12 protein-coding genes, 2 tRNA genes and 4 pseudogenes are annotated in these 12,710 nt (G+C 39.6%); 13 read left to right on the top strand and 5 right to left on the bottom strand.

Annotation, left to right across the window (positions count from 1 at the left end):
* From AYJ55_RS10690 to AYJ55_RS25770, 9 genes and pseudogenes are all read left to right on the top strand, one after another.
* Window positions 1–286: pseudogene (locus tag AYJ55_RS10690) on the top strand (phage baseplate protein); the annotation flags it as partial.
* Window positions 283–639, top strand: coding sequence for a contractile injection system sheath initiator (locus AYJ55_RS10685; protein WP_063656260.1), 357 nt, complete (start codon window positions 283–285; stop codon window positions 637–639). The pseudogene AYJ55_RS10690 and the gene AYJ55_RS10685, both read left to right, overlap by 4 nt.
* A complete protein-coding gene (locus AYJ55_RS10680) occupies window positions 636–1,865 on the top strand; it encodes a baseplate J/gp47 family protein (protein ID WP_063656257.1) in 1,230 nt (409 codons plus the stop codon). The genes AYJ55_RS10685 and AYJ55_RS10680 overlap by 4 nt, the downstream gene beginning before the upstream one ends.
* On the top strand, window positions 1,862–2,509 hold the full coding sequence (locus tag AYJ55_RS10675) for a baseplate wedge 1 family protein (protein WP_063656255.1): 648 nt from the start codon (window positions 1,862–1,864) through the stop codon (window positions 2,507–2,509). The genes AYJ55_RS10680 and AYJ55_RS10675 overlap by 4 nt, the downstream gene beginning before the upstream one ends.
* 29 nt (window positions 2,510–2,538) lie before the next feature.
* Window positions 2,539–3,843 carry a tail fiber protein gene (locus tag AYJ55_RS25775; protein WP_074168014.1) on the top strand — a complete coding sequence of 435 codons (1,305 nt, stop codon included), beginning with the start codon at window positions 2,539–2,541 and terminating at the stop codon, window positions 3,841–3,843.
* 10 nt (window positions 3,844–3,853) lie between these two features.
* Window positions 3,854–4,435, top strand: a complete 582-nt coding sequence (locus tag AYJ55_RS10665) for a tail fiber assembly protein (RefSeq protein ID WP_063656253.1) — start codon at window positions 3,854–3,856, stop codon at window positions 4,433–4,435.
* Window positions 4,419–4,784 carry an IS630 transposase-related protein gene (locus tag AYJ55_RS10660; RefSeq protein WP_063653415.1) on the top strand — a complete coding sequence of 122 codons (366 nt, stop codon included), beginning with the start codon at window positions 4,419–4,421 and terminating at the stop codon, window positions 4,782–4,784. Before AYJ55_RS10665 ends, AYJ55_RS10660 begins: the two co-directional genes overlap by 17 nt.
* Window positions 4,708–5,241, top strand: a complete 534-nt coding sequence (locus AYJ55_RS10655; protein ID WP_342668162.1) for an IS630 family transposase — start codon at window positions 4,708–4,710, stop codon at window positions 5,239–5,241. The genes AYJ55_RS10660 and AYJ55_RS10655 overlap by 77 nt, the downstream gene beginning before the upstream one ends.
* A gap of 24 nt (window positions 5,242–5,265) precedes the next feature.
* Window positions 5,266–5,776 (top strand): annotated as a pseudogene (locus tag AYJ55_RS25770) (IS256 family transposase); the annotation flags it as partial.
* A 65-nt stretch (window positions 5,777–5,841) separates the two neighbouring features.
* Here the strand turns inward: AYJ55_RS25770 and AYJ55_RS10645 are convergent.
* Window positions 5,842–7,131, bottom strand: coding sequence for a phosphoethanolamine transferase (locus AYJ55_RS10645; RefSeq protein WP_245677324.1), 1,290 nt, complete (start codon window positions 7,129–7,131; stop codon window positions 5,842–5,844).
* A gap of 791 nt (window positions 7,132–7,922) precedes the next feature.
* Between AYJ55_RS10645 and AYJ55_RS10640 the strand changes: the two genes are divergently transcribed.
* Both AYJ55_RS10640 and AYJ55_RS10635 read left to right on the top strand, forming a co-directional pair.
* Window positions 7,923–8,288 carry an IS630 transposase-related protein gene (locus AYJ55_RS10640; protein WP_063656249.1) on the top strand — a complete coding sequence of 122 codons (366 nt, stop codon included), beginning with the start codon at window positions 7,923–7,925 and terminating at the stop codon, window positions 8,286–8,288.
* Window positions 8,212–8,745 carry an IS630 family transposase gene (locus AYJ55_RS10635; protein WP_342668161.1) on the top strand — a complete coding sequence of 178 codons (534 nt, stop codon included), beginning with the start codon at window positions 8,212–8,214 and terminating at the stop codon, window positions 8,743–8,745. Before AYJ55_RS10640 ends, AYJ55_RS10635 begins: the two co-directional genes overlap by 77 nt.
* Window positions 8,746–8,899: 154 nt before the next feature.
* Here the strand turns inward: AYJ55_RS10635 and pyrC are convergent, their stop codons facing one another.
* The 3 genes from pyrC to AYJ55_RS10620 form a co-directional block, all read right to left on the bottom strand.
* Window positions 8,900–9,949 carry a dihydroorotase gene (gene pyrC, locus AYJ55_RS10630; RefSeq protein ID WP_063656247.1) on the bottom strand — a complete coding sequence of 350 codons (1,050 nt, stop codon included), beginning with the start codon at window positions 9,947–9,949 and terminating at the stop codon, window positions 8,900–8,902.
* Between the two features lie 159 nt (window positions 9,950–10,108).
* Window positions 10,109–10,184, bottom strand: a tRNA-Asn gene (locus AYJ55_RS10625).
* A gap of 416 nt (window positions 10,185–10,600) precedes the next feature.
* A tRNA-Asn gene (locus AYJ55_RS10620) sits at window positions 10,601–10,676 on the bottom strand.
* Window positions 10,677–10,958: 282 nt separating this feature from the next.
* Between AYJ55_RS10620 and AYJ55_RS35895 the strand changes: the two are divergent.
* Window positions 10,959–11,838, top strand: a pseudogene (locus tag AYJ55_RS35895) (IS701 family transposase); the annotation flags it as partial.
* Between the two features lie 36 nt (window positions 11,839–11,874).
* Entirely contained in the window at window positions 11,875–12,054 is a 180-nt protein-coding gene (locus AYJ55_RS10605; protein WP_063656241.1) for an IS630 transposase-related protein, read from the top strand.
* Here AYJ55_RS10605 and AYJ55_RS10600 read toward each other — a convergent pair.
* Window positions 12,047–12,685, bottom strand: a pseudogene (locus AYJ55_RS10600) (IS3 family transposase); the annotation flags it as partial. The gene AYJ55_RS10605 and the pseudogene AYJ55_RS10600 overlap by 8 nt on opposite strands.
* Window positions 12,686–12,710: the final 25 nt, after the last annotated feature.

The raw sequence follows: 12,710 nt of genomic DNA, 5'->3' as shown, positions 1-12,710 counted from the left end.
TATTGAATTTGCGGATAACCGAATAAATATCACCAGTCCAGGAAACATTGAAATCCACTGTCAGCAGGCCACTATCAAGGCCCCTTCTGGGGTGATCCTCGATACGCCCCAAGCGCATTTTACCGGAAATGTCACGGCGGCGGGTGACATCACCGATAATGTCGGTACGCAACAGGCCAGCATCAAAGCGCTGCGGGAAGCTTACAGCAGCCATTATCATCATGTGAACGGGGTAGAAAGCGGCAGCAGCCGTGTCACATCGGATAAACCGGAGCACACGCTATGACCTATTGCACCCTAAAACTGGATAAGGCGTGGGATTTAACGCTAGACGGTGAAGGCAATTTGGCAATAGTGACCACCCCTGCCGCGGTAGCCCAGGATGTGGCCTCGGCCTGTCTGGTATTTATGGGTGAATGTTATTTTGACCGTTCACTCGGCATTCCATGGAAGGAGGAAGTCCTCGGAAGACGACCCACTGCCGGATTTATTGCGCAAAAACTACAAGTTGAGGCCGAAAAACTGCCCGTTGTTAACCAGGCAATAGCAAGCGTCAGGCTGGATAAGGCCAGCCGGAAACTGCGCGGTGTCATTCGCGTCACGGATAACGAGAATAACCGATTGGAGGTGATATTATGACCACAGTGAAAACCGCGGTACCCGATGTCACGATAACCGAAAACGGGGTGTCGGTGCCGGATATCGCGGACGTGCTCGCCGGACGGCTGACGGATTTTGTCGGTATATTGGGCGGCAATGCCAGTCAATCACTGAGCGCCCCCCAAGGACAGATAGCCCAGAGTGAGACCGAAATACTGGCGCAGGTCTACGACAAATTATTATGCCTGTTCAACCAGATTAACCCCGATTTTGCGAGCGGGCGCTTTCAGGATGGAATAGGGCGCATCTATTTTCTCAATCGTATTCCTGGTCAGGGTAGCGTTGTCATGGCCACCTGCACGGGCAAAGTCGGCACCCGTATCCCAGCAGGCAGTACCGCCCAGGATAAGGCCGGTTATTTGTGGCGTTCAGTGAGCGAAGCAACCATCCCTGCCAGCGGCACGGTAAAAATCCCCTTCCAGAACACGACGCATGGCCCCATCGCCTGCGCCACGGGGGAATTAACGCAAATTTTTAGCTCTGTTTCAGGGTGGGACGCCATCACCAATGACACACCGGCCCGTGTCGGGTCACAGGTAGAATCCCGCATTGCCTTTGAAACACGCCGCCGCCAATCAGTGGCGCGCAACGGTCGTAATACCGATGGTGCGATGAAAGCGGCCCTACTGGAAACCCAAGGTGTGACGGATGCGTATGTCTGGTCAAACCGAACAAGGGAGACGGTTACTATCGGCACGACTCTTTATCCGGTTAAACCGCATTCCGTTTTTATTTGTGTGAATGGTGGCAACGATACCGATATCGCCGAGACGATCTTCCAGTATTACAATCCTGGCGCGGACATGAATGGGGATACCACCTTTACTGTTTATGACAAAGAGAACGACTCGCCGCCTTACCCGCAATATGTGATGCAGTGGCAGCGAGCCACCCCATTAAGCGTCTATTTTTCCGTCAACATTGATAAAAGTCTCAATCCTCCCTGTGACATTACCGAGCAAGTTAAAAAAACAGTTATTCGCGTGTTTAATGGCGAGGTAGAAGGTATTCAACGTGCGGGCATAGGGGCAACCCTGAATGTGGGTAAATACTACGCGCCGATTATTGCGATTGAGCCTTATTCGGTGAGTGTCGTATCAGTGATGATATCCCAAGACGGCAAAAACTGGCTGTCTGCGTTAACACCAGGCGTGGCGCAAGTCCCCGTTTTGCAAGCCGATAACATTCACGTGGAGTTAAGATGAGTTGGCAAAAAACGGTGCTAAACCAGTACAGTGCCAGCCAGAAATTGCTGTCTGTCATCGCAACATTCGAGCAGGCGGTGAGTCTGGAGTATTTCACTGACCGGTTTCTTGATGAAGTGTGGGATATCACCACCTGCAACCGCTTTGGTCTGGATATGTGGGGGAAAATCGTCAACATTTCACGTTACATCACGGCGGAAGTCGATAACAGCGCGTTTGGGTTTGCGCAGGCAGACGAAGGAAAAGCGGATTATCCCACCCCGTTCAGTGATGCCCCTTATTACGCGGGTGTGCAGGAAACCAGAAAAATCCGGCTAGCGGACAACGCTTATCGAACCTTGATACTCAGCAAGGCGTTTTCTAACATCAGTATTGCGACTATTCCTGAAATCAATCGCTTCTTACGTTTTCTGTTTAAGGGACGCGGCGAGGCGTTTTGTGTGAATTATCGTGACATGACTATTGGTATTACCACCGCCTTTCCCCTAGAACCCTTTGAATTGGCGGTATTGAGAAACAGCGAGGTCACCCCGTTACCTTCTGGGGTACTGATGAATATCAATCAGGTCGTCGCCCCCTACTTTGGCTTTGCCGAGGATGCCTATCCGTTTAATGAGGGGATGTTTTTTACGGCGGGGCGTTAATCATCCAGTAGAATTTTTTGGAGTATTTTATGAAAAAAACAGACTTGCCCGCTCGTAAACCGGTGCCCTTTGGGGCGAATGGTTCACGGCGTGATTTAACGGCGAAAACGCCAACCGGCAGTAATCAGGCTTCTTATGATGCCGGTTTTCCTCCCATTACCATGACGATTAAAGCCGCAGGCGGCTTGCCCCCTGATGGCCGTGACATGAATCAGGCACTTAACGAACTATACACCGGCTATCGTTGGCATAATGCGGGCGCGGGTTACCCTTTTGATGCCGATTTTGCCACGGCGATTGGTGGTTATCCGGCGGGGGCGAAAGTGCCCAATTCCACGAATGACGGTTTTTGGCTAAATACAATAGACGGGAATACGACCAATCCGGAAGTGTTGGATGCCTCCGCAACAGGGTGGGTACCCGTGAATAGTTACGGCATCACCAGTATAACCGGACTGGAAACCGGCACGATAACCTTGACTACCTTACAGGCCGCAAAAGAAGAACTGGTCTTCAGTGGCAATCTTATTGCTGATACCACCGTAATTTTCCCGCCATGGATAAGAAACTGGACTGTCACCAATCACTGTCAGGGGAATTTCACCCTGACCTGTAAACCCCTGTCAGGGACTGGTGTTGTACTGCCCAGTGGCAGAAATGTTATCCGTTGCGATGGTTCACAGATTATTTTTGCTATCCTCGTTGCGTCGCTCACTCAACACGGTCTCACACGGTTAAGTAGCGCCACTGACAGCAATGATGAAACGCTGGCCGCCACACCCAAAGCCGTCAAAGCCGCTTATGACTTGGCGAAAACCGTAAGTATTGACGGAATTTATCCGGTAGGGATTGTTGTCTGGTTTGCTCAAAATAAAAATCCCAATACCTTATTTCCAAATACAAAATGGCAATACATTGGTGAAAATAAAACCATTCGTTTAGCAAAAGCAGATGGTTCTAATGTATTCACTACCGGAGGCGCTGATGCTATTAAGCTGACAGAAGCCCAATTACCCGCTCACGGGCACACTTTTTCAGCAACAACCAGTAGCTATGATTATGGCTCGAAGCAAACAAATACAACAGGCCAGCACTACCATGTTTATGCCGGAGTAGCTGGTGATAGTTGGAATGCAAGAGGTGGTGATGGAAGTAATAACCAATGGAAATACGCTACTAAAAATACAAATCCAGCAGGTAACCACGCCCATACTGTTACTCTTGGTCCACATTCACATAATGTTTCAGGTACAACCGGAAAGACGGGAAGTGGTAGCGAAATTGACATAACCAATAGCTTTATCACCTTAATGGGCTGGTACAGAATTAGCTAAGGAATAAAAAATGTTTAGAATTTTTAAAGCCTATAATTACACGAGTGATACCTGTGAGTTGATTGGTTCTTGCGATGCTTACACGGATGAAACTCATGACATACTGCCTTTTCATACTGAGAAAAAACCGATTGATAAAAAGGAAGGTTTCGCTGTTGTTTTTAATGAACAAAATCAGGAATGGGAATATCAGGAAGATCATCGCGGTTTGGTTTTGTTTGATACGAAAAGCCGTCAATCTGTCACCCTTGAAAAATTAGGTAAGGTACCGGAATATTTAACATCATTAGCCCCTCAAAGCGAATATGATGTTTGGGATGGTGAAAAGTGGGTCAAGGATGCAGAAGCTGAAAAATTAGCAGAAAGACAAAAATTAGAAGGCATCAAACAACAAAAATTATATGATGCCACTCGTGAAATTGCACCCCTTCAAGATGCAGTCGATTTAGAAATGGCCACCGAAGACGAGAAAAAACGACTGATAGCATGGAAAAGATATCGTGTATTAGTTAATCGTATAGAAATATCAACCACAGATATAGCTAGGCGACTTAATTTTGATTACAAGGTGTGTTATGAGTTATACAATTGATTTTCGACGTAAAGTAATATCTGTAAGGAAAGCCGAAGGTTTAACAATTCGAGAAACTGCGAAACAATTCCGTATTGGAAAAGCGTCTTTAGTACGTTGGCTTAAACGACCAGAGCCAAAAAATTCAACGCCACGTAAGAGGAAGCTCGATAAAAATGCTTTAGCAAAAGATGTGGAACAGTATCCAGATGCTTACCAAAAGGAACGGGCAGAGCGATTCGGTGTTTGTAAAAAGACTATTTGGCAATCCCTTAAAAAGCTGGGATTAACCTATAAAAAAAACTCTATTCCATCCAAAAACCAACGAAAGCGACAGGCTGGCACATCAGCAAAAAAGACAACAGTATGAAAAAAAAGATAAATCTGTTGTTTTTATTGATGAAAGTGGTTTTTCACATGACACTCCACGAACTCACGGCTATTCCCCAAAAGGTCACCGTTGTTTTGGCCTGAAAAACTGGGGTGCTAAGGGAAGAACAAATGTTATTGGCGCTTTATTGGGAACAACCCTTTTTGCTATCGGATTATTTGATTGCAATATTAATCGTGATGTTTTTTATGTTTGGATCACAAAAATATTGCTCCCAGAACTTCCTGAAAATTCTGTTATTTTTATGGACAACGCTAGCTTTCACAAAGGTAAGAATATTGAACAGGCAATTATAAACGCAGGACACCAGATAGAATATTTGCCTGTGTATTCACCAGATTTAAATCCTATAGAACATAAATGGTCTCAAGCTAAACGTAAAAAGATGGAAACAGGATGCACTATCGATGACCTGTTTTTAATATATATGCTGTAATCAAAATTAAGTCGCCTAGCTATACAAGATATTTTAATCGCTTGTGTTGACGGATTAAAAGGGTTTCCAGAAGCGATAGCCAGTATTTTCCCGCAGACAGTCAGCTATGCGTAGTTCATCAAATTCGCAATAGCTTACGTTATATTGCCAGTAAAGACCAAAAAACCTTTATGGCTGATTTAAAGCCAGTTTATCGTGCAGATACTAAAGCGGCTGCTGAGCTTGCCCTTGATGAACTGGAAACGAAATGGGGTGAAAAATACCCGATAGTGCTAGAATCCTGGCGAAGTAAATGGGAGTTGCTCAGTGCTTATTTTCGATACCCTAAAGCCATTAGAAAACCCATTTATACGACCAATGCAGTAGAGGCGGTTCATCGGCAGTTTAGGAAATTAACTAAAACCAAAGGGGCTTTTCCTAATGAAAACAGCTTATTAAAATTACTCTATATTGGCTGATTAGTAACTGGGCGTTAACCATTGCTCAATTGTCCATCTATTTTAAAGGGCGCCTAGATGGTATAATCAAAATATAAAATCCCCTGACACAGAATTATGAACACCCTAAGTTTGGCCTGATAAACCGGCATGGAGGTATTTATCATTTTATATCAGAAAATGTTATAACCTCTTCATTTGCTGTTAACACTCTGTCATATTCTCGCTCTTTTGTAAGTACATTTTTATCTATTTTATAACCAAGAAGTTCCGATAAAATATACTTATTCATTAACCCACTTAGATATCCATCTTTATTACGAAAAGATTCAATAAAATGACAATCATAGTTAGAATTAGTTGATTTATACATAAAGGGTATAAGATACTGTTCTCTACCTTTTTTTAATCCATGTCCAACATTAATAACCTCGCCATGGTCAGATGTATAAATTAAATTATAGTCAATTTTCTTTTCGTTAATAACATTAAAGATATCATTAACAATCCGGTCAGTATGACTAATGGTTAAATCATATTTTTCGGCTTTTGGTAACGCTTTTTTATCTATTTCATCATAGTTATTATACGGCTTATGATTACCAAATAGATGAATGACAATAAATCGCTTTTGGGTATTATCTGATAAAATTTGAGATAATAGAAATACTAATTTATTGTCATTGTAGTTCGTAAGTTTTATATAATCACTTTTTCGGGCAATAAAACCATATTTGGAACCATGTGTTGATGTGTTTTTTTTCTTGCCGATTTCTTGAGAGCCTAACCAATAAGTTTTATAGCCATTGTATCTAGCCATTTCCACTATCGATTTATCACTAAACAAATTATCTTCACTTTCTGGTGTGTTGAATGCCAAGGTCATTGATACAGAATCTCGAGTTATCGGTGCGCTGGAATGAACATTATTTACTATACAGGCATTTTCTGTAGAGAAGATTTTTGCCATATGTGGTGTTGTATTTAAATGATAACCATATGCGCTGTAACGTGAGAATAATGAGGATTCACCCATAATCAATATAATACTTTTGTTATTGTTGCTTTTCTTTGCAATAATGGAATTGTTTAATTTCTCTATTTCACTGGTATCTGAATATTTGCTATCACCATATGAAGCAATGAGTAAATAAGCTGCATCGCCAAACACTAAAGGTGTTTTATGGTGTAAGAAAACGCCAAGTTCCTTTTTGTTTTCTTTAATATTAGGGATTAATTTGTATTCATCTTTTATATCAACAATAGTTAAAATAACAGTTAATACTGTGAAAAACAGTGTTGTATATAAAAATAGCAAATTACTTTTTAAGTGCTTTTTTACTTTAGCTAAAAAGCAAAGTAAGGCTATTGTTAAAATCAATGAAGGTAAAATTAACTTAAAAAATAAACAATCTGACATCAATAATGCTTCTTCTGTGTTGGTTTCAAGCATTGATTGAAGTGCAGATATTGTTATATTTCCATTAAAGTATAACGAATAAATAATTTTCAAATTTATTAAAAATAAAAGAAGTAATCCTATAAACTTTTTTAGCCTACTGTTGCTAATAATTAATACAAAAGTAATCAGGAGGATAGTAAAAGTAGATACGTGAGGAACTCTTGAGTTTTCTTCAAAAACAAAAATATTCAGAAATATTGATATTAAAAAAATTAATAATAAAATTATATAGTTAATGTTATTTTTCGTATTTTTCATATCGTTATAGCTTTTTAAAGTAAATTAGCCCCACCCAAGGGGCATTATATTAGCAGCGTTGTAGGAAGCTGTTAACTATTTAATTGTTGGTTGGGTGTAAGTGGTTTTGTGAGAAATTGCGGTTTTGTTTTTGGTATTCACGAGTTTCGCACAGGCATATAAAATTCCAAAAATGGCTTAAAAGCAATGGTTAATTTGCAAGTTACTAAAACGTATAAATTTGTTTAAATTACAATAAGTTGCTTTTAATTTATAAGATTTTGTCTATTTATATATTATGCTGAATTAAACTTAAAAATAGAGCGTTTTTTATTGGTGCGAAACTCGTGGTATTTTGCCAAAGATAGCATAGGGGATGAAAAAATAATTTGTACATATCTGTGTATATAAAAATAAATTAAAACATCATGAAATTAAATAACTTGATGATTAATAATATATACTTTATCTAAATTGTTATATTGATTATAAATAATATATTTTTAGTATAGCTAGGCGACTTAATTTTGATTACAAGGTGTGTTATGAATTATACAATTGATTTTCGACGTAAAGTAATATCTGTAAGGAAAGCCGAAGGTTTAACAATTCGAGAAACTGCGAAACAATTCCGTATTGGAAAAGCGTCTTTAGTACGTTGGCTTAAACGACCAGAGCCAAAAAATTCAACGCCACGCAAGAGGAAGCTCGATAAAAATGCTTTAGCAAAAGATGTGGAACAGTATCCAGATGCTTACCAAAAGGAACGGGCAGAGCGATTCGGTGTTTGTAAAAAGACTATTTGGCAATCCCTTAAAAAGCTGGGATTAACCTATAAAAAAAACTCTATTCCATCCAAAAACCAACGAAAGCGACAGGCTGGCACATCAGCAAAAAAGACAACAGTATGAAAAAAAAGATAAATCTGTTGTTTTTATTGATGAAAGTTGTTTTTCACATGACACTCCACGAACTCACGGCTATTCCCCAAAAGGTCACCGTTGTTTTGGCCTGAAAAACTGGGGTGCTAAGGGAAGAACAAATGTTATTGGCGCTTTATTGGGAACAACCCTTTTTGCTATCGGATTATTTGATTGCAATATTAATCGTGATGTTTTTTATGTTTGGATCACAAAAATATTGCTCCCAGAACTTCCTGAAAATTCTGTTATTTTTATGGACAACGCTAGCTTTCACAAAGGTAAGAATATTGAACAGGCAATTATAAACGCAGGACACCAGATAGAATATTTGCCTGTGTATTCACCAGATTTAAATCCTATAGAACATAAATGGTCTCAAGCTAAACGTAAAAAGATGGAAACAGGATGCACTATCGATGACCTGTTTTTAATACATATGCTGTAATCAAAATTAAGTCGCCTAGCTATAAAATAAACCTAGATAATAGCGTTATTTTTAATGAAATAGCTGTTTTTAAAGCACAAATCATATGATAAAAGATGGCTGTGGTTGATAAATTAATAATCAACCATTGCCATGGTAACTTTATAGTAGAGAATTATAGTATATTGATTTCCCAATTAGCATCTTCATTTGCTAAAAAAGGAATTAAATGATTTTCACCTTGGGAAATTTTGTCAGGGATAATTACTTTTTTACGTTTAAGTTCAATAAACCCTTTATTAACAGGTAAGCCATAAAATTTAGCGCCGTTTAATGAACAAAATGCTTCAAAATTTTCCATCGCATTCATTTCATCAAAAACGGTAGCATAAGCTGCAAGGGCAGTAGGTGCATTAAAAACACCGGCACAACCACAGGCAGACTCTTTTCTATTTTGTGTATGAGGAGCAGTATCTGTGCCAAGGAAAAAGCGTTGACAACCTGTTGTTATTGCTTCACGTAATGCTTTTTGATGGATGTCACGCTTTAGAACAGGTAGACAATATAAATGAGGTTTTATGCCACCAACTAACACATGATTTCTGTTAAACATTAAATGTTGTGGTGTGATGGTAGCAGCCAGCTTTTCATTACCAGCAAGTACATATTGAACGGCCTCTTTAGTGGTAATGTGTTCAAACACAATTTTTAGGCTGGGAAAATCTTTTCTAATAGGCTCCATCGTTTGATCAATAAAATAGGCTTCGCGATCAAAAATATCAATATCACTGTTTGTGACTTCACCGTGAACTAATAGTGGCATACCTATTTTTTCCATTTTGGCAAAAACGTGATAAATCTTTGTTATCTTTGATACCCCATATTTAGAGTTAGTCGTTGCGTTGGCCGGGTAAAGTTTACAGGCAGTAAATATCCACTGGTTGAAGCCTTCTTCTACTATTTGGGCGTCAGTGGAATCGGTTAGGTAGCAGGTAATTAATGGTGTAAATGAATGTTCTGCAGGGATCGCATCAAGGATCCTTTTTCGATAAGATTTTGCTTGTTCAATATCAGTAATTGGCGGAACCAAGTTTGGCATAACAATAGCTCGACCAAAAAATCGGCTAGTATAAGGCACAACAAGTTTTAATATATCATCATCTCTAAAATGAACATGCCAGTCGTCTGGACGGCGAATTTTAATAGTTGTCGTGATTTGGGTCATTAAATTGACTCCATCTTAAAAGTAGATAATGAAAAAGATGAGTTGTAAGTATGTTAACTAGAGATGATAAAGTGAAAAAAGCTATATTAAATAGCAGATTAATCTGTATTAAACTAATAATTTATAAAAGTAATAACAAAAGTATAAGTTAAGATTGTTTGGCTCCTCCAACTGGACTCGAACCAGTGACATACGGATTAACAGTCCGCCGTTCTACCGACTGAACTATGGAGGAATAACATTAGATGAGCACTGAATGTTATCGACAGAAAGTCAATTTGTCAAAGACCAAAAGGAGTTATATTAATCAGCAGTGCGGAGTTTTGAATATAACAATATGTTGGCTAGCGAGAGGTTGCGTTATTTATAGTAAGCCACGAGTTTCTCACCAATAAAAAAACGCTCTATTTTTAAGTTTAATTCAGCATAATATATAAATAGACAAAATCTTATAAATTAAAAGCAACTTATTGTAATTTAAACAAATTTATACGTTTTAGTAACTTGCAAATTAACCATTGCTTTTAAGCCATTTCTGGAATTTTATATGCCTGTGCGAAACTCGTGTAAGCATAATGGTTGATTTTTAATATATTTAATTTGCCTATGAAAGCAAAAAACCTGCCAATTAGGCAGGTTTTCTTAAGAATCTGGCTCCTCCAACTGGGCTCGAACCAGTGACATACGGATTAACAGTCCGCCGTTCTACCAACTGAACTATGGAGGAATTGGCTGTGCGCTTCACAACGAGCGGAATAATAGCGGGGCTTATCTTAGTTGTAAAGTGTAAAAATGAAAATAATCACTGTTTGGTCATAAGGTAATCAAGAACCAAGATTGTAGATTTAAAAATCCGAGTCTTACTTATTGTAGAAGTTTAAAAAATTGACCAAATCGAGAGGCGTGTTTTGTATTAGCTAAAAGAATTGGATGAAAACAACACGAGTTTCTCAATCTCCAAAAAAGAAGTATAAATTTAAAAACAAGAAAAAATTAGGGTGTTCATATTTTGTCCGGTTATCCATGCATTAAAAATATCTATAAAACATTCTTACAAGTAAGCAGTGTAAGCTATTCGGGTTTGGCGTTATCAGAAGTAAGCCCATCGCCTTTATCTCATGACAACTATTAGTCGATGGCTAAAAAGTAGATGTTTTCGACCTAAAGACCTATGGCGATTAGTTCAACCTTCTATAGACAAAAAAAGCCCTTGCGTACTAATTGCCGATGATACATTGATTGCCAAAACACGTAGTAAAAAAATAGAGATGGTCCATTATCAATATTCAGGTAATGAACAGATGTTATTGCTGGCATAGGTTTAGTTAATTTACGTTGGCATAATCTAACAACTGTTGAATCAATTCCTATTGATTATCGTATTTATGATAAAGATTCTGATGGAAAAACAAAAAACACGCACTTTTCCGAAATGCTCGCTCTTGCTAAAAAAAGAGGGATCATACCAGAAGCGGTAGTGATGGATGCCTGGTATTCTAGTCTGGATAATCTGAAATCAATTCGCTCTCATGGTTGGGTCTGGGTAACCACGCTGAGGAAAAACAGGATTGTTAACCATAACAAACAACTGAACAAGTTAGACATCTCAGAAGAAGGAACTCCAATACACTTACGAGGCTACGGTTGGGTGACAGTTTTCAAATTTACAGCCAAAAACGGCCGTATTGATTACAGAGTAACAAACAAAGACAATCCCACTCGTCAACGTCAAATCTATCATGGATGCCCGTTGGTCTGTTGAAGTTTATCATCGAGAAGTTAAACAAAATTGTGGTATTGAACGCTGTCAGGCTCGCACGAGCCGAGCGCAAAGATATCATATTTTTCTCGCTATTTCTGTGTGGTTTGAACAACATAAACGTCGTATATAGCTAGGCGACTTAATTTTGATTGCAAGGTGTGTTATGAGTTATACAATTGATTTTCGACGTAAAGTAATATCTGTAAGGAAAGCCGAAGGTTTAACAATTCGAGAAACTGCGAAACAATTCCGTATTGGAAAAGCGTCTTTAGTACGTTGGCTTAAACGACCAGAGCCAAAAAATTCAACGCCACGTAAGAGGAAGCTTGTAGTGGTCAACTAAAATTGGCCACCCTACCTGACTGTTCACGGAACAGTCGCTCTGATTCGTTTGGCGTTAATCCACCGTTATACCAGTGAGGTCTTATATCGCTATAGTAGTGGGTTATGTAGCGAATAATGGCTGACTGAGCAGTACTAAAGCTTTGGTAGCCAGTCGTTGGCACCCATTCGGTCTTCAGACTACGGAAGAATCGTTCCATCGGACTATTATCCCAACAATTCCCTCTGCGACTGATACTTTGGGTCATCTGATAACGCCACAATGCCTGCCTATACTGACGACTGGTATAATGACTTCCCTGATCACTATGGAACATCACCTGTTTGGGATGCCCACGTAGTTCCCAAGCCATTTGTAGTGCTTTGGCGGTTAATTCTGAGTCTGGTGCAAATGACATTGCCCAGCCCACCGGTTTTCGGGCAAACAAATCCAATACCACAGCCAGATAGGCCCATCGTGAGCCTGTCCAAATATAGGTTACATCGCCGCACCAAACCTGGTCAGGCTTTGTAACAGCGAACTGCCTATTGAGCAGATTTGGAATATCAATACGTTCATTTTCACCGCGGTTGTATTTATGTTTTCGCTCTTGGCAACTGACGATGATTAATTCTTTCATCAACTTACCCGCTAACTACCGCCCAAGTTTCACGTTA

It is taken from the genome of Candidatus Arsenophonus triatominarum (assembly GCF_001640365.1).
GTDB lineage: Bacteria > Pseudomonadota > Gammaproteobacteria > Enterobacterales > Enterobacteriaceae > Arsenophonus > Arsenophonus triatominarum.
This window is presented reverse-complemented; position numbering and strand designations above follow the sequence as displayed.

What these genes read in the sequence shown, in the direction of transcription:
- AYJ55_RS10685 (WP_063656260.1), top strand. Translation starts at nt 283, where the DNA reads ATGACCTATTGCACCCTAAAACTGGATAAGGCGTGGGATTTAACGCTA.
- AYJ55_RS10675 (WP_063656255.1), top strand. Translation starts at nt 1,862, where the DNA reads ATGAGTTGGCAAAAAACGGTGCTAAACCAGTACAGTGCCAGCCAGAAA.
- AYJ55_RS10645 (WP_245677324.1), bottom strand. Translation starts at nt 7,131, where the DNA reads ATGCTTGAAACCAACACAGAAGAAGCATTATTGATGTCAGATTGTTTA.
- pyrC (WP_063656247.1), bottom strand. Translation starts at nt 9,949, where the DNA reads ATGACCCAAATCACGACAACTATTAAAATTCGCCGTCCAGACGACTGG.
- AYJ55_RS10660 (WP_063653415.1), top strand. Translation starts at nt 4,419, where the DNA reads ATGAGTTATACAATTGATTTTCGACGTAAAGTAATATCTGTAAGGAAA.
- AYJ55_RS10680 (WP_063656257.1), top strand. Translation starts at nt 636, where the DNA reads ATGACCACAGTGAAAACCGCGGTACCCGATGTCACGATAACCGAAAAC.
- AYJ55_RS10665 (WP_063656253.1), top strand. Translation starts at nt 3,854, where the DNA reads ATGTTTAGAATTTTTAAAGCCTATAATTACACGAGTGATACCTGTGAG.
- AYJ55_RS25775 (WP_074168014.1), top strand. Translation starts at nt 2,539, where the DNA reads ATGAAAAAAACAGACTTGCCCGCTCGTAAACCGGTGCCCTTTGGGGCG.
- AYJ55_RS10640 (WP_063656249.1), top strand. Translation starts at nt 7,923, where the DNA reads ATGAATTATACAATTGATTTTCGACGTAAAGTAATATCTGTAAGGAAA.
- AYJ55_RS10605 (WP_063656241.1), top strand. Translation starts at nt 11,875, where the DNA reads ATGAGTTATACAATTGATTTTCGACGTAAAGTAATATCTGTAAGGAAA.